Origin of the sequence: Brevibacterium album DSM 18261 (assembly GCF_000426445.1) — a bacterium.
Classification (GTDB): Bacteria; Actinomycetota; Actinomycetes; order Actinomycetales; family Brevibacteriaceae; genus Brevibacterium; species Brevibacterium album.
The window spans coordinates 115,970-135,944 of the sequence record NZ_AUFJ01000012.1 but is presented as its reverse complement, the minus strand read 5'-3'; the positions used below and the strand labels follow the sequence as shown (position 1 = coordinate 135,944).

The following is a 19,975-nucleotide window of genomic DNA, read 5'->3' as shown; positions in this document are numbered from 1 at the left end:
ACGATGTCTGCAGCCGCCCACGCGCGATTCCCCCGACCGGCCCCCTCCTCGAACGCCCGCTCACTCTCCCGGCGCTCGCTGCTGGGCCTGCTGGGCGCCTCCGGCCTGGCGCTGGCGGGATGCGGAGTCGCGGCTCCCGGCAATGCCGAGCACACGCTCGTCGCGGCCCATGCCTCCTCCACCGACCACTTCATGCACCGCTCCTTCGTGCGCTTCAAGGAGCACCTCGAGGAGATCAGCGAGGGCAGGATCGAGGTGAAGATCTTCCCCAACGGCGTGTTCGGCGGCGACCGCGAGCTCACCGAGGCCATCCAGCTGGACAACCTCCAGCTCACCGCACCCTCCTCCTCGCCCCTGGCCGCGTTCTCGCCGTCGATGAACATCTGGGACCTGCCCTATCTCTTCGACTCCCGCGAGCACGCCTATGCGGTCCTCGACGGACCCCTCGGCACCAGGATCATGGACGACCTCGGCGATGTGCGCCTCAAGGGCCTCGGCTACTGGGAGAACGGCTTCCGCAACCTCACAGCCGACCGCGAGGACATCACCGGCCCCTCGGACATGCGCGGCATCAAGCTGCGCACCCTGGAGAACCCCACGCAGATCCGCGCCTGGAACGCCACCGGCGCCAGCGCCACGCCCATGGCATTCACCGAGGTCTACACCGGCCTGCAGCAGGGCACCATCGACGCGCAGGAGAACCCCCTGCCCCTCATCGTCACGCAGAAGTTCTACGAGGTGCAGACGGCGCTCGTCCTCTCCCGGCACGTCTACACGCCCTCACCCCTCATCCTCAGCAGGAAGTTCTACGACGGCCTGCCGGACGAGCTGCAGCGGATGGTCGAGGAGGCGGGGACGGAATCCGTGCGGTACTGCCGCGAGCAGTCCGTCGTCGACGACGAGGCCGCCCTCGGCGTCATCGAGGACGCCGGCCTCACGGTCACCGAGCTCTCCGCTGCGCAGCGCGAGGAGTTCGGCACCGTGATGACGGAGGCCGCGGAGCCGTTCGTCCGCAGGCTGCTCGGCGACCGGCTGGTCGACGAGCTCAGGGCAGAAGTCGAGGAGGCGCGATGAGCTGGGGCACCGACACCCACGCAGGACCCCGCAGATTCCGGATCGAGGAGATCCTGGGAGCCGGCCTCATGGCGACGATGGTCGCGGTCCTCTTCGTCCAGGTCGTCTCGCGCTTCGTCCTCGGCAGCTCGCTGTCCTGGAGCGAGGAGCTCGCCCGCTACGTCTTCATCTGGCTCATCTTCCTGTGCCTGGGCGCGGTGACCGTCCGCGGCGAGCACATCGCCATCGACATCCTCACCGACAGGATGCCCGCGGGGGCGCAGAGGGTGCTCGGGCAGATCTGCCTCGTCCTCGCCTTCGCGATCAACTGCGCGCTCCTGGTCAAGGGCTTCGAGATCGCCTTCGTGATCGCGGACCTCGGCCAGACCTCGGCCGCGCTCTCCCTGCCCATGTGGATCGTCTACGCGGCGCTGCCGGTCGGCATGGCGCTCACGGCCCTGCGCGGCGTCCAGGCCAGCGTCCTCCTGTGGCGGAGGCCGCCGCGGGAGGCCGGCACCCCAGCCGCACCCACCGACGCGAGCGAGAGCTGAGGATCCGCCATGACGCTCACCGTGCTTCTCATCGCCCTGCTGGTCGCGATCGCCTTCGGCCTGCCCATCGCCTACGGCCTGCTCGCCTCCAGCCTCCTCGTCATCGTCCTGTTCGCCCCCGGCGTCTCCCTGGGGATGCTCACGCAGACCCTCACGACGGCGAACGACTCGTTCCCCATCATGGCGGTGCCGTTCTTCATCCTCGCCGGCCTCATCATGGGCCGCGGCGGCATCTCCAAGCGGCTCTTCGACACGGCCAACTCCCTCGTGGGCCACGTGCCCGGCGGCGTCGGCATCGCCGCGGTGCTCACCGCCATGTTCTTCTCCGCCATCTCCGGCTCCGGACCGGCCACCGTCGCCGCCGTGGGCGGCATCATGATCCCGGAGATGGTCCGCGTGGGCTACTCGCGGACGTTCTCCGCCGCCCTCATCGCCGCGGCCGGCACGATCGGCGTCGTCATCCCGCCGTCCATCCCGCTCGTGGTGTTCGGCGTCGTCACCGGCACGAGCATCGGAGACCTGTTCCTCGCCGCCGTGCTCCCCGGGATCCTCATGGGACTCGTCCTCATCGGCTGGGCGATCTGGCACGCTCGGACGAGCGGGGTGCGCGGAACGGCCAGGTCCACGTGGAGGGAGCGCCTGAGCGCCCTCAACCGGGCCAAGGGAGGCCTCCTCCTGCCCGTCGTCATCCTCGGAGGCATCTACGGCGGCATCTTCACCCCCACCGAGGCCGCCGTGGTCGCCGTCGTCTACGGACTCGTCCTCGCGGTCCTCGTCTACCGCGAGATGCGCCCGCGGGACCTCCTCGAGACCTTCGTGAACGCCGCCCTGACGACGAGCGCCCTCATGTTCATCGTCGCGGCCGCGGCGATCTTCGGCCGGATCCTCACGATCGAGAACGCGCCGGAGGTCGTCGTCGCAGCACTCACCTCGATCTCGGAGAATCCGGTGGTGATCGTCCTCCTGGTGAACCTCCTGCTCCTGCTGCTGGGCACGTTCATGGAGACCATCGCCGCCGTCACCATCACCGCGCCCATCCTCGTCCCCGTCCTCACCCTGGCAGGCCTCGATCCGGTGCACATCGGCGTGCTCATCATCGTCGTGCTCTCGTTCGGCTTCATCACCCCGCCGCTGGGGGTCAACCTGTTCATCGCCGCGGGGGTGGCGAAGGTGAGGACGGGCGAGGCCATCGTCGCCGTGCTGCCCGGCTTCGGGCTCCTGGTCGCGGTGGGCCTCATCGTGAGCTTCGTGCCCGCGCTGTCCATATTCCTGGTGGGGTCCTGAACACCCCGATGCACTCGCACGGGAGCACCCCCGCCACCAGTTCCGTCCACCCCGCACAGTGAGGAAGAATCCGATGTCCCAGTTCCGCCCCACCCGCCTCGAGTCCGTCCGCAGCGGCGAAGTCCACCACGGCATGTGGCTCATGTCCGACAGCGCCGATCTCGCCCGCATCGCCTCCTCCGTGGGCTACGGCTACGTCTGCATCGACATGCAGCACGGCTTCGCGCGCGCCGGCGACCTCGTGCGCCTGTCCGATGCGATCCGCTCCGGAGGCGAGGCGCTCGTGACCGTCCGCGTACCGGAGAACGACTTCACCCAGCTCGGCATGGCCGCCGATGCCGGCGCCGAGGCGATCATCGTCCCGCTCATCGACTCCGTCGACGATGCCCGCCGCGCCGTCTCCGCCCTGCGCTACCCGGACGCCGGCGGCACCCGCTCCTGGGGGCCCGCGAACGCGCTCATGATGGGCGATCCCGGCGAGGACCCGGCGATCCGCCCCCTGCTCCTCCTCATGATCGAAACGGCCGAGGCGCTCGCGAACGTCGAGGAGATCGCCGCGCTCGAGGGGGTCGACGGCCTCTACATCGGCCCCTCCGACCTCGCCTTCGCCGTGGGCTCACGGCCGGGACCCGAGGAGCAGGCCACCACCGAGGCCATCGCCAGCATCCTCGCGGCCACCCGGGAGCACGGCAAGATCGCAGCCTGCCACACCGGCGGCGGCGCCGAGGCCCACGCCCGCCGGGAGCAGGGCTTCACCTTCATCACCACCGCCGCGGATGTGGCCGCCGCCCGCACCGCATTCGGCGCGGAGCTCTCCGCCGGCCGGGGTGAGCGCTGATGCCCGCAGGCCGCCGGGCCCGGGTCGTCATCACGGACCAGACGTTCCCGGACCTCGCGGAGGAGAAGCGGATCGCCGCAGAGACCTGCGCGGAGCTCATCGTCCGCGAGGACGTCGTCGCCGAGGCCGAGGTCGCCGCCCTCACCGCGGGAGCGGACGTCGTGATGCTCGCCTATGCGCAGATCACCGATGCGGTGCTGGCCGGACTGGCACCCGGTGCCACCGTCATCCGCTACGGGATCGGATACGAGACGATCGACTTCGAGGCGGCGACCCGGCACGGGGTCCGCGTGTGCAATGTGCCGGACTACGGCGCCGACACCGTCGCCGACCACACCGTGACCCTCGCCCTCACGGTCCTGCGCAGGGTGACCGAGCACCACGCCGCGCTCACCGGTTCGGAGGACGGCTGGGTCACGACGGCCGGCCTCGGCCCCGTCCCCGCGGTCTCCGACGTCACCTGCGGCCTCGTGGGCACCGGCCAGATCGGCCGCAGGGTGGCCGCCAGGCTCCGGGCCTTCGGCGCCCGCGTCATCGCCTACGACCCGTATGCGGACCCCGCGGCCGTGGCCGCCGAGGGCATCGGGCTCGTGAGCCTCGAGGAGCTGCTGGAGAGCGCCGACATCGTGTCCGTCCACGCTCCGCTCACACCGGAGACCCGTCATCTCATCGACGCGAGCGCGATTGCCGCGATGAAGGACACCGCGATCCTCGTCAACACCGCACGCGGCGCGCTCGTGGACACCCGGGCGGCCGCCGAGGCCGTCACCGCCGGGCGCCTCGGCGGCCTCGGCCTCGACGTGTTCGAGAGCGAGCCGCTGGAGGCCGGGCATCCGCTGCGCAGCGCCCCGCGGACGCTGCTCACCCCGCACGCCGCGTTCTACTCGGAGCGCTCGCTTGCCAACCTGCAGCTCTTCGCGGCCGAGGAGATGGGCCGTGCCGTGCGCGGCGAGCGCCTGCGCTGCCAGCTGAACCGCTGAGGCCCTTCCCCCTGCTGCGGTCGACCGCCTCCGGCCGCAGCCACGCGCCTCCGGTCGGCGGGAGGCCGCAGAGCCCACCCTCCCGGCGCCCCCAGATCCTCGCGGTCGTCTGCCGTGCGAACGCGGATTCGCCCCGATCGCGTTCGCACGGCAGACCACAACGGAGAGGTCTCGAAGACCCGCCCCGATATTTGCAAACTGGACATGCCTGAATCCGCATTGCGTGCAGAACTGGCATGAATGGCGGGTTGCGCTGTAGCCTGTGCGAGCTTCCTCACCCGTGACCGGGACCACGGCGACCGCAGAGGCTCGCCGCATCCGGAAAGGTCGGCGTGAGGTGAACCCCTCGAGAGCCGAACGGCCCCGTTCGCTCTCCGCAGCTGATCGAACGAACAGCCAAGACGGAACGACAACCCTGACGAGGTGCAGATGAGCACGCCAGACACCGGTGCCGCCGCGCGAGGCGGCGCGGTCACGCCCGATCCCGAGGCCCCGGACGGGACGGCAGCGAACCGCCCCCCTTCCAGCACCGCAGCGGCGGACCTCGCAGCCGGTGAGAGCGCCGCCGTCGACAGCCTCGAGGACCCCAGCGAGTCCGGCCCGGGTCTGCCCCTGTTCTGGCGCGTGGTCGTCATGGTCCTCACGGTGGCAGGCGTGGTCCTCGTGCTCAACCAGTCGTTCCTGTGGAACCTGGGCGGGCTCACGATCCTCACCAACACCTTCCTGTACTGGCTGCTCGCGGCCTTCCTGCCCATCGTCTTCATCGTCTTCCCCCTGCGGAAGCGGGCGGACCGGCCTCGCACCTCGGTCCCCTGGTACGACATCGCGCTGGCCGTCATCGTCTTCGCCACCACCGCCTATCTGGGCGCGCAGGGACAGCGCATCTCGGAGCGCGGCTGGGACTACATCGCCCCCACGAGCGCCACGGTCCTCGCCTTCGTCCTCTGGTTCCTCGTGCTCGAGGCGCTGCGCCGCACGGCCGGCCTCGTCGTCACCGTGATCGCCTTCGTGTTCTCGCTCTACCCCGTGTTCGCCGCAGGCGTGCCCATCACCTTCCTCGAGGGCATTCCCTTCTCCCTGCCGCTGACCGCCCAGATCCACGCGATGGGCGTCGACTCGATCCTCGGCCTGCCGCTGCAGACCGCGGCGAGCATCCTCGTGGGCTTCCTCATCTTCGGCGTCGCCCTCCAGTTCTCCGGCGGTGCGACCTTCTTCTACAACCTCGCCATGAGCGTGTTCGGCCGCTTCCGCGGCGGCTCGGCCAAGGTCTCCGTCGTCTCCTCCGCCGCGATGGGCATGATGTCGGGCTCCGCCGTGTCCAATGTGCTCACGACCGGCCCCATGACGATCCCCGCGATGAAGCGCACCGGCTTCCCCGGCCGCTACGCCGCCGGCATCGAGGCCACCGCGGCCACGGGCGGCACCATCACCCCGCCCATCATGGGCACCGCGGCGTTCCTCATGGTCTCCTTCGTGGGCGTGCCCTACGGTGAGATCGCCCTGGCCGCGGCCATCCCCGCCTTCCTCTACTACTGGGGCATCTTCCTCCAGGTGGACGCCTACTCCGCCAAGAGCGGTCTGCGCGGCATGCCGAAGGCGGCGCTGCCGCAGCTCGTCCCCACGGTCATGAAGGGCCTGCCGTACCTGATCGCGCTCATCGGCCTCGTCGTCCTCATGGTCGTCACGCAGAACGAGACGCAGGCGCCCTTCTGGGTCATCGCCTTCCTCCTCGTGTGCATGCTGTTCATGAAGAAGCACCGGCTCACCCCGCGCTCCTTCCTGGACTTCGTCTTCACCTCCGGCCGGACCGTGGCGGAGATCGTGGGCATCATCGCCGGCGTGGGCCTCATCGTGGGCGGGCTGTCGATGACGGGCGTGAGCCTCTCGCTCGCCACCGAGCTCATCCGCCTCGTGGGCGACAACCTGTGGCTCATGCTGCTGGCCGGAGCAGTCACCTCGTTCGTCCTGGGCATGGGCATGACGGTCTCGGCCGTCTACGTGCTGCTCGCGATCGTCCTGGCGCCGGCGCTCACCACCGAGCCCTTCGTGGTGTTCGGCGAGACCATCGCGGTGAATCCCATCGCCGCCCACCTCTTCGTCATCTACTGGGCGACGGTCTCCTACATCACCCCGCCGGTCGCGCTGGCCTCCTTCGCCGCGGCGAACATCGCCGGCACCCCGCCCATGGCCACCTCGCTCACGGCCATGCGCCTGGGCGCGGTGAAGTACATCGTGCCGTTCGCGTTCGTCCTCAACCCGGCCCTCGTGGCCCAGGAGTCGACGTTCACGGAGATCGTGCTGGCCCTGCTCACCGCGATGGCCGGCGTGTACTTCCTCGCCTCCGCCTTCGAGGGCTTCGTGACGGCCGCGGACCGCCGCGCGGGCACGCTCGTCCGCATCGTCCTCGCCGCCGGCGGCCTCCTCATGTTCTGGCCGACCACGACGGCCGCGCTCATGGGCCTGGGGATCGGGCTCGCGGGCATCCTCCTCACGTACTTCACGGGCCGGAGGCCCGCCGCCGAGGCCGCCCCGGCGACCGCGGCAGGCACCGCTCCCGGCGCCTCGGCCGCGGCATCCACCACCTCGAACGGAAAGGCGCAGTCATGAGGCGCACCAAGGCACTGCTGGCGGGGCTGACCGCCGCCGCGCTCCTGCTCACGGGCTGCCAGGCGCAGACGGAGATGACGGAGAGCGGGCTGCGCGATCCGTTCGTGTTCTCCACCTACGGCACCGGCACCGCCACCTATGCGGACCTCTCCGCCGTCGCCAACCAGGTCTCGAACGACACGGGCTCCCGCGTGCGGATCATCGCCTCGGACACCGCGATCGGCCGACTCGCCTCCGTGCGGGCCGGGGCCGCGACGATGGGCCGTCTGGGCGATGAGTACATCTTCGGCTTCGAGGGCGTCAACGAGTTCGCCAACGAGGACTGGGGACCGCAGGACACGCGCGTGGTCTGGGCCCCGCACTCCGCGCACTCGCTGCTCACCCGGAAGGCCGACGGCATCGAGGAGGTCGCGGACCTCGAGGGCAGGAAGGTCCCCTACATCACCGCGAACCCCTCGGTGAACCAGAAGATCGACGCCTATCTGGCCTACGGCGGGCTCACCCGTGACGACGTGCAGTCGGTGAGCGTGGCCTACGGCGAGCAGACGGAAGCGCTCAAACAGGGCAAGATCGACATGCTCTACCAGCAGGTCTACGGCGCAGCGCTCTACGAGCTCGAATCCCAGGTGGACGTCTCCTGGATCGACCTCGACCCGAACGACGAGGAGGCGGTCGCCCGGGTCACCGAGAAGGCGCCCTCCGTCAACGTGCTCCCCTTCGAGGACGCGCCGGGCATGGAGGAGGGCGAGGAGGTCAACGGCTTCGTCTACACGCTGCCGCTGGCCGGGTACTCGGATATGCCGGAGGACGAGGTCTACGCCCTCGTCTCCTCCATCGCGAAGACGTTCCCCAAGTACGAGAACGCCACCATCAACATGCCGCGGTGGAACCCCGAGCTCGTCGAGGACATGCCCCGCGAGGTGCCCTACCACCCGGGGCTCGTCCGCTGGCTCGAGGAGCAGGGCCGCTGGACTCCGGAGGCCCAGGCGCAGCAGGAGGAGCTGCTGGAGCGCGGCGAGCGCCTCGACGAGGAGTGGGCGGCCTTCATGGAGACGGCCGAAGACTACTCCGACGAGGAGATGCTGCCGGCCTGGATCGAATGGCGCGAGGAGCACGGCATCGCGAAGGCCACCGACGATCCCGAGGCGATGGGCTGAGGCCCGTGCCCCGCTCACGCGCGTGTGTGAGTGAACGGTCCGCGTGACGAGGCCTGCCACCCCTTGTGCCGCTGGCCGCCCAGATACATCGGGGCGTTCAGCGGCACAAGGGGTGGCCAACGACGCCCGGTTCCGCACTACGCTCGGAGAGTATGACGCAGTCGCACAGGAGCACCCCGCACCGCGAGGACGGGGTGCTCTCGCGCATCCGCAGCGCAGCCGCCCACCCGCTCGACACGACGGTCGGCGTCCTCCGCGCAGCCGCCCGCCCCGAGATCGCCTCGGACCTCCTGCAGGTCGCCAAGTCCGTGGTCGCCGCGACCGCCGCGTGGTGGCTCGCGGTCAACGTCCTCGAGTCCCCCGTCCCCTTCCTCGCGCCGTGGGTGGCTCTCCTCACCGTCTTCCCCACGCTCTACCAGTCCGTGCGCCGCGGTCTGCAGACCACCGTGGCCTCATGGCTGGGCGTGGGGCTCTCCTTCGTCATCGGGAACTATCTGGGTGTGAGCCTGTGGACCTTCGCGCTGGCCCTGCTGGTGGGTCTGGCACTCGCTCGCGTGCCGGGCCTGCGCACGGAGGGCGTGGCCGTCGCGACCACCGCGATCTTCGTCCTGGGGGCCGGCTTCGACGAGCAGGCCCCGCTGCTGGACGACCGCCTCCTCGAGGTCGCGGTGGGCGCCGGGGTGGGCATCGCTGCGAACCTCCTCCTGCTCCCGCCGCTGCGCGATCGCGAGGCCGCCCGCTATGTGGACAGCATCAACCGGCGCATGGGCGAGGTGCTCGTGAGCATGGCGGAGGAGTTCGCCTCGTCGTGGGACACGGACCGCGCCGAGGCGTGGATGGCCGAGACCCAGTCCATGAGCGAGGACCTGGACTCCGCCTGGCAGACGGTCCGGGGCGCTCGCGAGAGCCGCTGGGCGAATCCCCGGCGGCTGCTGCGCACGCGGCGGGGCCGGGAGGAGCCGGGCTATGAGCAGATCCTCGGCCGGGTCGACGAGAGCGTCTCCCATCTGCGCAACCTCGTGCGGACGCTGCGCGAGGCATCGGCACAGGAGGGCGGCTGGGACACCCGCTTCCGCGAGGAGTGGTCCGCGATCCTCGGGGACGCCGGCCGTGCCATCGCCGATCCCGATGCCCACGTGGAGCCCGTCCGCGAGCGCCTGCACCGGCTGACGGAGGAGATGTCCGCCGACGGCGCGCTCCCCCGCACCGGATGGCCGCTCTACGGCGCGCTCATCAGCAGCGCGGAGTTCATCGTGGCGATCGTCGACGACGTCGCCTCCACCCGCGAGGCTCGCGAGGAGTGAGATGTGCCGGGCGGGGACCCCGGCGCGCCTGACCTGGCCGGCGCTCACTGTTCGGATGATGGGTCGTGGTCAGTCGGCGTGCTCTGCACGGTCGGCGCAGCTTGCTCGTTCGGCGGTCTGAGCACAGTCAGCGTCCCGAGGCCCCACGCACGTCCGCAGGAAGCGCGCGATCGGTCGCGCCGGATCTCCGGGCCCGTCCGCAAACAGCCGGGTCACGAGCATCCCGGTGAGGAGGTCGAGCAGGTCTGCGGCATCGGCCTCCGGTTCAGGGGAGCCCAGCCGCTGCAGCAGCTCGACGGCCAGTGCGCGCGAGAACAGGCAGCGGGTGAGCGCATCGCGGAGCCGGGGCTCACCCGCCACCTCGGGCAGCAGGGCGAGCACGGCCAGTGCCGGGGCACGCCGTTCCGAGGTGAGCAGGCGCAGATGCTCGGTCATCACGGCCGTGACCGCATCCAGGGTGAGTCCCGCATCCGGTCCGGGTGCAGCAGGGCCGGGTTCCGCATCGAGGCCGTGTGTCCCGCTCCGCCCGAGCACTCCGGCAGGGTCCGCCGCGCCGGCGACGCCCCAGGCCGCTGCCGGGTCCGGCTTCCCAGCAGCGTCCGGCATCATCGTGCGCGCAGCGTCGAAGGCCTCCCGCGAACCCTGCCTGATCCGCTCGACCACCGCCCCGACGAGCGCACTCCGCGAGCGGAAGTGGTAGGAGGCGGAGCCGGCGGGCAATCCAGCATGCGCGTCCACAGCCTTGTGGGTGAGCGCACGGGCCCCGCCCTCCGCGAGCACCGCGATGGCGTGGTCTGCGATGAGCGCCCTGCGCTCGTCTCCCCTGGACACCCGTTCCTCCCCTCTCCCGTATCTCCCGAGCCCTGCAGCGGGGAACGCCTCCCTCTCCTCTCCGCGCAGAGTAAGGCTTTCCCTCCCAGACTCTACAGGCGTAGAGTCTGAGGGCATGAGTTCCTCTACGTCTGTAGAGGAAATTGCCGGTGGGCAGGAGAGAGATGGGACGGCGCACGCGGAGGAGACTTGCGAGGGCCGCGGCGGCGCGCTTCGCCCCGGCGGCGGAGCGGCCCGGTCTCGAATACGACGCCGGACAGCGACAGGTGATCGGAGAGCTGAGCCTCCCCCTTGCCCCGCATGAGCACGGCTGGTACGTGTGGGGACCCGCGGGCCGGGGCAAGACGCTCCTCGCGCAGACGCTCTTCGAGGCCGTTCCCACGGAGCGGAAGGTGCGTTTCCATTTCCACGGCTTCTTCCGCCGCCTGCACGCGGAGATCGCCCGCGCCCGTCGTCCGCTGCGCACATCGCTGGCACAGACCCTGGGGGACGCACACGCGGTGATGTTCGACGAGTTCCATCTCCACGATGTCGCCGATGCCGCGTTCCTCACCGCCGCCCTCCGCTTCATCGACGACGCAGGGATCCTGCTCATCGCCACCTCCAACTATCCGCCCGCAGGGCTGCTGCCCGACCCCCTCTTCCACGAGCACGCGCTGCCCGCCATCGCGCGGATCGAGGCCGGGCTCCGGGTGATCGGCACCCCCGCAGGCCCGGACCACCGCATGCGCATCGCGCAGGCAGAGAGGACAGTGGACGCTGAGAGCGCCTCGCTCCGGGAAGGTGCCGGACCCGAGGGGAAGACGCCAGCGCGAACCGGGTTCGCCTCAGGCACCTGGACCCTCGCGCCTCGCGCCCCGAAGCTCTTGCGCCCACACCAGCCGGGCCGGACCGTCGACCTCGCGGGCCTGCGCCTCCTAACCCTGAGCTGCCCCACCCGCCGGGGAGACCTCGGAAGCCCCGAGGGCTCAGAAGGGCCGGGCACAGCGGACATCGCCTTCACCTTCCGGGAGCTGTGCGAACGGGCCGTGGGGACGCACCAGTACCTGGCGCTGGCCTCGGCGCACCCGGCCGTGCACCTCCATGCCGTCCCGGACCTCGCCGGAGTGGGCCGCGAGCCCCTCCAGAGGCTCAGCCTCCTGGTCGACGTCCTCTGCGATGAGGACATCCCCCTTCATGTGGAGAGCACCGCCGAGCCCGAACGCATGCTCGCCTCAGCCACTCCGCCGAAGGATGCCGCACGGACCCTCAGCCGCCTGCGGATATTGGAGCGCATGCCCCGAGCCGGAGGCCGCCGAGCACAGAACGGCTGAGCACGAGTCCGGTGGACACGCGTCCGCTGGGCACGGCACGGCCCGGCATGGAGCGGCTCAGCGCATACGGGCACCAGCCGCGAACCCCGCCCTCACATCACTGCGGTGAGGAGGATGAGCGAGAGCGGCAGGACGATGAACACGCCCAGCACCCAGGCGGCGGCGTAGACCTTCTTCTCCGCGGCGAGGTCGGCCAGTACGGTCGCACCGCGCAGGGGGAGCTCGCGCAGCACCGGCAGGCCGTAGATCACCGCGGTGGCGAAGACGTTGAAGAGGAGGTGGACGAGGGCGGCCGTCAGCGCCACCTGCCCGGCGGGGCCGTCGAAGGCGAAGGCCGCGATGAGCGCGGTGATCGTCGTGCCGATGTTGGCCCCCAGCGTGAAGGGGAAGAGCTGGCGCAGGCTGAGCGCCCCGGAGCCGGCCAGCGGGACCACGAGGGCCGTGGTGGTGGACGAGGACTGCACCATGACGGTGACGAGCGCGCCGGAGCCGATCCCGGCGAGCGGACCGCGGCCGATCGCCGTGTGCAGCACCCGCTCCGCGCGGCCCACCAGCAGGACCTTGAGCATGCGGCCGATCGCGTTGACCACCAGCAGGATGAGGGCCACCGCGACGAGGATCATGACGATGCCCTGCCAGACGCCGGGCAGCCAGGCGAGGGAGGCCTCGATGAGCTCGGCCGGGGGCGAGGTCGCGCCCTTGACCACTGCGCCCACCCCGCCCAGGACGGTCGCGACGACACCGCCGTCCGAGCCCATCGCGAGGCCGGCGAGCGCGGATGAGGCCCGCCCCAGCAGTCCGAACATCATCTCCAGCGGGAGGAAGATGAGGACGGCGAGGAGGTTGAAGAAGTCGTGGACGGTGGCCGCGGCGAAGCCCCTGCGGAAGGACTCCTTCTCCCGGACCATGCCGAGGCTCACGAGCGTGCTGGTGAGCGTGGTGCCGATGTTCGCGCCCATGATGATGGGCACGGCCACGGCCAGCGGGAGCCCGCCTGCCACGAGGCCCACCGTGACGGAGGTGGTGGTCGAGGAGGACTGCGTGAGCGCGGTGGCGACCACGCCGATCATGAGGCCCACGAGCGGGTTCACGGCGAAGGCGAAGAGGGATTCGGCCTGGTCGCCGGCGGCGATCTTGAAGCCCGCGCCGATGACATTCACGGCAGTGATGAGGACGTAGACGGCCAGCGCCACGGCCAGCCAGTTCGCGATGCCGAGCGCACGCCCGCGCAGTCCCAGCCGTGCGAGCAGACCGCTCGCCGGAGCCGTGCCGGCGCCCCCGGAGGGCGCAGCAGCCGAGGCCGGGCCCGGGGCGACAGCAGCCGGGACCGAGGCGGCAACTGGGACCGAGGCCTGCCCCGCCGCGAACTCAGACCCCACGCCCGCTGCCGGGAGGGCGGTCCGGTTCGCGGTCTCGGCGGCGTCACCGCTTGTGGGAGCCTCCGCGAGCGAGGTGCGCGTCTCCGTGACAGCTGGTGCCGACATCCGGGTCCTCTCGAACGTGAAGGCCGCCCGCCTTCGCCCTCCGGTGCCTGCGGCACCGTTTCCGCCCACCACGGTGACGAGCGAAGGTGAACAGCAGGCAAACTCCAGACGTCTTGAGCCCTCAGGCGGTCGCCGAATTGCTCACACGATGAGGCCCCGCTCTCATCCGCACCCATACCCCCGCCGCCGGCCCACCCCTCAGCCCGTCCGTGAGTCCACCCGCCCCTACAGGTCCGGCCACCAGCTGCTGGCGGCCGCACGTGCCTCCCACTGCAGCAGTGCGTCGACTGCCGGCACGAGCTGGCCGGCCATCTCCCGGTGCACCGCCTCGGGCAGCTGGTAGGGATCGACCACATCGTCCGCGGACGGATCGCCCGCCACGGGCCTGCGTCTGCGCGCGGCGAGGACAACGGCCGAGCGCCAGCGCTCCCGCCGTGAGGCCGCCCGCTCCACCGGCACCTGCGGCAGGATCCGGGCCAGTTCGCGCAGCGTGAAGGTCCGCTGCAGCGCTTGGGGCACCATCTCCACGACGGCCGCGCGGTGACCCCTGTCGAGCGCCAGCACGAGATCGGCCTCGCGGATGTGCGCGGGCGTGAGCGCGCGGGCCCGGAATCCGCGCACGTCCACGCCCAGCCGCTGTGCCAGCTCGGCGATCTCAGGCGTCACGGAGGCGCCCACCAGCGCCTGCGCCCCGGCGCTGCCGACTCTGAACACCCCGGGGGCCTGCCCGTCGAAGCCCGCCTGCAGCATCCGCTCGACGAGCGGCGAGCGGCAGACGTTGCCCGTGCAGACCGCAAGGATCCGGAACACCGGCTCGTCCACCGCCCACGAGGTGCTCATGTCCCTCTGCCACCCGCGCTCGGGACCTGCCCGCCCACCTCCCGCCGCACGACCGAACCGGCGAGGAAGGTGAGGATCTCCGCCGCGACCGCCTCGCTGCCGAGGAAGCCGGGATCGTCGTCGAGCGCGCGGTGGAGCAGCCCGGACTCCCAGTCCGTGCGGATCGCCGAGGCGAGTGCGCCGGCATCCGCGTCCGGCACCAGCACCGTGCCGGGAGCGTCCCGCACCCCCTTGACGTCGAAGGCGTAGGTGGGCCGGCCCACCGCGAAGGCCTCGAGCACCACCCGCGGCAGCCCTTCCCAGCGCGCGGTGTGCACGAGCGCATGTGCTCCGGCCAGCGCCTGGGCGGAATCGCCCCATCCCGCCACGTGCACCGAGCGGCTCAGGCCCCGCGCCCGCACCTGCGCACGGGTGCGCTCGAGCAGATCGCCGCGGCCGATCATCGTGAGCTCGCAGTCGACCCCGGCCGCCTCCAGCCTGCGGACCGTCTCGAGCGCCTGGTCCGGACGCTTGCGTGAGGAGTGCTCCCCGATCCACACGAGGCTCAGGGGACCGGCCGGCAGCGGCGCCCGCGGGTACCGCCGCAGGTCGAGTCCCACGCCCGCCCGGATCCGCCGCACCGTGTGGGCGGGCATCCTGTGGCGGAACCACACCTCGTCGTCGGAGTTGATGGTGATCACCGCGGCGGTCCGCACGAGCAGCTGGTGCTCCACCAGCTGCCACACATGGTCCTGCGGAGTGCGCAGACGGTTCCAGTGCAGGCCGTGGCAGAAGTACACGACCGGAGCCGGCAGCCGGCTCAGCCGCACGAGCGCCGAGGCCGTCGCCGAACTCGTGACGACGACGTCCAGCCGCTGCTCCCCGCACCAGGCCCGCAGCTCCCGGCACGCCCGTCCGCTGGAGAGGCCGGGCCGGCGCGTCAGCCCGCCGATGACGGCTCCGGGCATCTGCGCGCAGGCGTCACCGGCCGCGGTGTGCACCGTGTGCCCGGCCTCCTCCCAGGCCGCGGCGATCTCCGGGAAGAACGCGTCGAGCATCCCGCCCGTGCTGGCCAGCAGTCCGATCCTCATGTCCGCGCCCCCTGATAGTCGTTCCGCACATCGCGCCGGAGCAGCGCGCGCGGTCTGCCGAGGCCCATGTGCGCACCCGCGCTCTCGGCCCGGTCCCCCACCTCATCCGAGGTCCCGGCAGAGTCCCCGCCTGGGGCCCCGGCTGAGGCGTCGTCCGGGGCCCCAGCTGAACCGGCGCCCGGGCCTCGGCGTCCCGCGGACGGGCCCCGACCCCACGGCCGAGCCGCAGGATCGTCGCCGTCCCCTGCCCGGCCGCCCGGCCCGGCAACGCCGCCGAGGCTCATCCGGCCGTCCGCGCCCGCGGGCCCCTCGGAGATCGGCCCCGGATCGGCCAGTGACCGGTACTCGACCCCGTAGCCGGCGACCTCATGGCTCGAGGCCGGGACCCTGTTGAGCACGATCCCCACTCGCGTCGCATCGACCATGGCGAGCGAGGTCAGCGCCTCCTGCACCTCCCCCATGCGGACCTGGCCGACTCCTGCGACCAGCACCACGCGGCCCACCTGCCTGGCCAGGATCACCCCGTCGGCGACGGGCAGCAGCGGCGGGCCGTCGATGACGACGAGGTCGAACTCCGCGGCCAGCTGCGCCACTATCCGCTCCATCACACGGGACTCGAGCAGCTCCGAGGGGTTGGGCGGGATGTCGCCGGCGGTGAGCACGTAGAGCTCGTCATCGCCCCAGGGCTGCACGAGCTCCGTGACCTCGGCGGCACCGACCAGCGCGGTCGTGAGCCCGGCGGCGTTCTCCAGGCCCAGCCGCTCGGCCACCCGCGGCCGGCGCAGATCCGCGTCCACCAGGGCGACCCGCTTGCCGGACTGCGCCATCACGAGCGCCAGGTTGATGCTCGTCGTGGTCTTCCCCTCGCCCGCGACCGCCGAGGTGACCAGCACCGAATTGGCGGTGTCCCCCACCTGGGCGTAGCGCAGATTGGTGCGCAGACGGCGGAAGGCCTCCCCGCGCGGACTCGCCAGCGGGATGTCCGTGATGAGGGGGGTGCGGGAGGTCGTCGGATCCGCGGGCACCGTGGCGAGCACGGGGACGTCGGTGACGCGGCGCAGATCCTCCTTGCCCCGCAGCTTGGTGTCCAGCGCCGAGCGCAGCAGGGCAGCGCCCACGCCCAGCACGAGTCCCACCACGAGCCCCAGGGCCATGTCGATCCAGATGCTCAGGCTGGCCGGCTCCTCGGGCAGTTCCGCGGCCTCGGCGACGGAGATCTGCACGGGGGATCCCGCGCGGGCCCCGTCGCCCTCCTGCGCGGCCGCGCCCTCCGGGTCCTCGAGCCCGACCACCACCTCCACCAGGCTCGCCGCCACCGCCTCGGCGATGGCCTGGGCCCGCTGCGGGGAGGCGTCGGTGACCTCGATGCCGATGAGCACGGTCTCGGGATCCGTGCTCGCGCTCACGCGCCGCGCCAGCTCCCTGGGCGTGTCCTCGAGCGCGAGCTCGTCGATGACCGGCTGCAGCACGGCCCGGCTCCCGGCCATCTCCACATAGGTCTGCAGCCTCTCCTGGGTGAATGTGGAGCCCTGCTGCAGGTCTGCGACGGTGCCCGAGCCCGGGATCGAGACGAACAGCTGGGTCTGCGACTGGTAGGTGGTCGGGGAGAGCAGGCCCACCCCCAGCCCTCCGAGCACCCCCACGACAGCGGCGGCGATGATGAGTGCGAGGTTCTGGCGCAGGGTGCGCACATAGGACTTCAGTTCCATGACATGTCCGTTCGTGGGTCTCTCTGGTCTCGTGGCGGGGAGACGCGGGATCGGGGTGGAAGAGCGCGGGAGGCGACGAGGCCGGGCGGCCCGTGGGGGAGAGGAGCGGCGGCCGAGGCGGGTGCGGTGGAGGCGGTGCATGCGAAGGCGAGGGCCAGCAGCATCCAGAGCGGCCGGAAGTTCTGCAGGTTGAGGCTCACCGCCATGACGGCCGCCCCCGCACCGGAGATCAGCAGCAGCCTGCCGGCCGTGTCCGCGCGGCGCAGCAGGCTCACCGCAGCCGCGCCCGGCAGGGCGAAGTACAGCGCGGCGCCCAGCACCCCGCCCTCGGCCAGGACCGAGAGGAAGGTGTTGTGCGCGAGCACTCCGCCGGCGGAGCCCAGCAGATCCTTCGAGCTCGTGATGAACTGCCCCAGGCCCACGCCGAACACCGGCGAGTGCAGCCAGACGTCCGTCGCGGCCTCCCACAGGCGGAAGCGCACGTCCTCGCCGAACCCCACCCCCCGGTTCGTCTCGAGGAGGCTGCCTGCGGCACCGCCCATGACCAGTGCGACCGCCGCTCCCGTGGCCAGCAGGGCCAGGAACCGCAGCGAGCGCAGCGCAGGATCGCGGAACGCGGCCGCGCACAGCATCAGCAGCACCGCCGCGATCCCCACCAGGGCGCCGCGCGAGAACGAGGCGATGACGCCCGCGAGGATCGGGACCAGGTGCCAGCTCAGCAGGCTGCGCCCGGACAGGTGCCTGGCCAGCAGGGCCAGCGGCACGGACATGATGAGGTAGGTGGCGAACGCGTTGGGATCCTCGAAGGTGCCGGTGGCCCGGAAGTCCATCGTCAGACCGGTCTCCACGCCTGCCGCGAACAGAACGGCTCCCGCTGTTCCCAGGGCGCCCACGACCGCGGCGGTCAGCGCCCACAGGCGCAGGAACCGGAAGTCCCCGCGGGCGCACAGGTCGCGGAAGACCACGACGCACACGATGAAGTAGGCGATCACCACGAGCAGCTTGAAGGCGTCGGCGGCGAATGCGGTCCAGTCCACCCGGGCGCCCAGCGCACCGCGCGCCATGGCGGTCGCCGCGGTCGCGGTGAGCAGGAGGGCGACCACGCACAGCGCCGCCTTCACCGTTCCCGTCACCTGCGCGAACGCCTCAGCGCAGGCGGGGTCGGCCAGGATCCGGACGAGCAGGAGCAGGAGGAGGACGTCGCTGACCGCGAGGTTCACGAGCATGCCCCCGGCCGTGATGTAGAAGGCCAACGGCACCGTGATCACCAGGAGCTCGACAGCGCCCACGCGCAGGAGGCAGAGGAGGCACAGCAGCACCACCGCGCCCGCCGCGCCCAGGGACCAGAGGGGTCCGCCGGCCACCGCGGCCGTCGCGGCCGCCGCGATGGGCAGGAGGAGCCAGTACCGGCGCAGCAGAGCACCCGCCGCTCCCGCGTGGGCATCCGCCGGGCGCACGGCGCGTCCTGCGTGCCTGGCGCTTCTCACACGTCTGGCGCTTCTCACACGTCCGCCGCTGGTCGCCCGCGCGGCCCAGGCCGCTGCGAGGAGGCCTCCTGCCGCCCGCGCCGCCATGGTCGCGGCGAACGTCCACAGAGCCGTCCGCAGACCGAAGACGCCGAGCAGCGTGAGCGCCAGCCCCAGCGCGGTCCCGACCGTCAGCGCGCTCACGCTCACCAGCAGGGAGAGGGAGTAGCGGTTGCGGACGACGACAGCGGTGTCCGCGGCGAACACGGTCGGCACCAGCAGCACACAGCACAGCAGCGGGACGGCGAGGGAGAGCGTGACGGTGAACTCCGGTCCGAGCACCACCGGGAGGAGAAGCGCCGCGAGCACGAGGCCCGCGAGGCCCGGACCGGTCACGAGCGCGGTCCACCTCGCGGCGGTGCGCGCCACGGCGGCCGGCCCCAGCGCCCCGGAGCGCAGGAGCGTGCGGGCGTGCGGGATCCAGGACTGGGCCAGCGCGTGGAGCACCATCTCGACGGCCACCACCACGTAGAGCAGGACGGCGAAGCGACCGGCGGCCGCGACATCGCCCGTGAGTCCCAGCAGGTACTGCGGCACCGTCGAGAGCAGCGTGATCATCCCGATCGCGACACCGGTGGGCAGGCCCGCGGCGAACAGCGCCCGCCAGGGGGCGGGGGCCGCTCCGGCCTCGGCGGCAGAGGAGGCGTCGGGAGCCGACACCGTCCCGAGGGCGGCTTCCGTCCCGAAGGAGTGATCGCGCGGCACCGCCGGGCGCAGGGCTGCGGGCCGGGCGAAGAGCAGCAGATTGAGGGAGTACATCGCGGCGGAGGCCAGCAGCGCCTGCGGCAGCGCTCCGCCCAGGAGGAACACCGCGCAGGCCGCGGCGATCTGCAGCCCCGTGCCCGCGGACACCACGAGCACGATGGCGCGGGGCCGGCCGGCGCGCTGCAGCATGCCGGAGTAGAGCTCCAGGTACGTCTCGCCGGTGCGGATCACCGCGACCACGAGCAGGACGACCGCGATCTCCCCGGGCAGGAGGGCTGCGACGATGCACACCACCGCACCGGCGCATGCGAGGGAGACCAGGAGGAAGCGCTCGTACGCACCCGGGGCCACCGGCCGGTGCAGGGTGAGGAACACGGTGCGGATGCCGAAGCCCGCGATGATGTACACGGGCGCGCACACCGCCAGGGCCACGGTGAACACGCCCACGTCCCCGGCTCCTCCGAAGCGCGCGATGAGGACGAGCAGGACGAGCTGACCGGCGTACCGCACGCCGCTGGCGCTCAGCAGCAGGCCGGCGACCCGGTACATCCCCCGCGGCTTCTCACCCATGTGCGTCCTCCGAGCCGACTCCGCCGGCCGCCGGGAGACGGTTCGTCCCGGTCCGGGTGTCCGGTGGAGTGCATGCCGCCCACGCTAGGCGCGGGCGGGCGGCGGCATCGGCGACGGCGGGCAGCCGCGCGGGAAGCCACAGGCGACGTGCGG

The 19,975-nt window shown here is 71.8% G+C and carries 15 protein-coding genes; 9 read left to right on the top strand and 6 right to left on the bottom strand.

Annotated elements, in window-relative coordinates; all coding sequences use genetic code 11:
- The first annotated feature begins 3 nt into the window (after positions 1-3).
- From K318_RS20735 to K318_RS0109525, 8 genes are all read left to right on the top strand, one after another.
- Positions 4-1,074 (top strand): TRAP transporter substrate-binding protein, encoded by a 1,071-nt coding sequence (locus K318_RS20735; protein WP_051297785.1) that lies wholly within the window; start codon positions 4-6, stop codon positions 1,072-1,074.
- Positions 1,071-1,604: a TRAP transporter small permease gene (locus K318_RS20730; protein WP_051297784.1), complete on the top strand. Its 534-nt coding sequence runs from the start codon at positions 1,071-1,073 to the stop codon at positions 1,602-1,604. Before K318_RS20735 ends, K318_RS20730 begins: the two co-directional genes overlap by 4 nt.
- A 9-nt stretch (positions 1,605-1,613) precedes the next feature.
- Positions 1,614-2,888: a TRAP transporter large permease gene (locus K318_RS0109550; RefSeq protein ID WP_029089330.1), complete on the top strand. Its 1,275-nt coding sequence runs from the start codon at positions 1,614-1,616 to the stop codon at positions 2,886-2,888.
- 73 nt (positions 2,889-2,961) lie between these two features.
- Complete coding sequence (locus tag K318_RS20725; RefSeq protein ID WP_035281340.1) at positions 2,962-3,726, top strand: HpcH/HpaI aldolase family protein; 765 nt, start codon at positions 2,962-2,964, stop codon at positions 3,724-3,726.
- Positions 3,726-4,706 carry a C-terminal binding protein gene (locus K318_RS0109540; protein ID WP_029089329.1) on the top strand — a complete coding sequence of 327 codons (981 nt, stop codon included), beginning with the start codon at positions 3,726-3,728 and terminating at the stop codon, positions 4,704-4,706. Before K318_RS20725 ends, K318_RS0109540 begins: the two co-directional genes overlap by 1 nt.
- A gap of 429 nt (positions 4,707-5,135) precedes the next feature.
- Entirely contained in the window at positions 5,136-7,313 is a 2,178-nt protein-coding gene (locus tag K318_RS20720) for a TRAP transporter permease (protein ID WP_084499949.1), read from the top strand.
- On the top strand, positions 7,310-8,470 hold the full coding sequence (locus tag K318_RS0109530; RefSeq protein ID WP_051297783.1) for a TAXI family TRAP transporter solute-binding subunit: 1,161 nt from the start codon (positions 7,310-7,312) through the stop codon (positions 8,468-8,470). The genes K318_RS20720 and K318_RS0109530 overlap by 4 nt, the downstream gene beginning before the upstream one ends.
- Positions 8,471-8,622: 152 nt before the next feature.
- Positions 8,623-9,774, top strand: a complete 1,152-nt coding sequence (locus K318_RS0109525; RefSeq protein WP_084499947.1) for an FUSC family protein — start codon at positions 8,623-8,625, stop codon at positions 9,772-9,774.
- Between the two features lie 69 nt (positions 9,775-9,843).
- On the opposite strand, the gene K318_RS24690 is transcribed toward K318_RS0109525, so the two are convergent.
- Positions 9,844-10,605, bottom strand: a complete 762-nt coding sequence (locus tag K318_RS24690; RefSeq protein WP_051297782.1) for a TetR/AcrR family transcriptional regulator — start codon at positions 10,603-10,605, stop codon at positions 9,844-9,846.
- 164 nt (positions 10,606-10,769) lie between these two features.
- On the opposite strand from K318_RS24690, the gene zapE reads away from it, so the two are divergent.
- The gene (gene zapE / locus K318_RS23695; protein ID WP_029089326.1) at positions 10,770-11,918 is read left to right on the top strand and encodes an AFG1/ZapE family ATPase; all 1,149 of its coding nucleotides are present in this window, start codon (positions 10,770-10,772) and stop codon (positions 11,916-11,918) included.
- 92 nt (positions 11,919-12,010) lie between these two features.
- On the opposite strand, the gene K318_RS20705 is transcribed toward zapE, so the two are convergent.
- The 5 genes from K318_RS20705 to K318_RS0109490 form a co-directional block, all read right to left on the bottom strand.
- On the bottom strand, positions 12,011-13,402 hold the full coding sequence (locus tag K318_RS20705; RefSeq protein ID WP_084499945.1) for a Na/Pi symporter: 1,392 nt from the start codon (positions 13,400-13,402) through the stop codon (positions 12,011-12,013).
- 225 nt (positions 13,403-13,627) lie between these two features.
- The gene (locus tag K318_RS0109505; RefSeq protein WP_084499943.1) at positions 13,628-14,242 is read right to left on the bottom strand and encodes an arsenate reductase/protein-tyrosine-phosphatase family protein; all 615 of its coding nucleotides are present in this window, start codon (positions 14,240-14,242) and stop codon (positions 13,628-13,630) included.
- Complete coding sequence (locus tag K318_RS0109500) at positions 14,239-15,312, bottom strand: glycosyltransferase (protein ID WP_029089324.1); 1,074 nt, start codon at positions 15,310-15,312, stop codon at positions 14,239-14,241. Before K318_RS0109500 ends, K318_RS0109505 begins: the two co-directional genes overlap by 4 nt.
- On the bottom strand, positions 15,309-17,021 hold the full coding sequence (locus K318_RS20700) for a tyrosine-protein kinase domain-containing protein (protein ID WP_051297781.1): 1,713 nt from the start codon (positions 17,019-17,021) through the stop codon (positions 15,309-15,311). Before K318_RS20700 ends, K318_RS0109500 begins: the two co-directional genes overlap by 4 nt.
- Entirely contained in the window at positions 17,012-19,822 is a 2,811-nt protein-coding gene (locus tag K318_RS0109490) for an O-antigen ligase family protein (protein WP_029089323.1), read from the bottom strand. Before K318_RS0109490 ends, K318_RS20700 begins: the two co-directional genes overlap by 10 nt.
- Positions 19,823-19,975 lie beyond the last annotated feature (153 nt).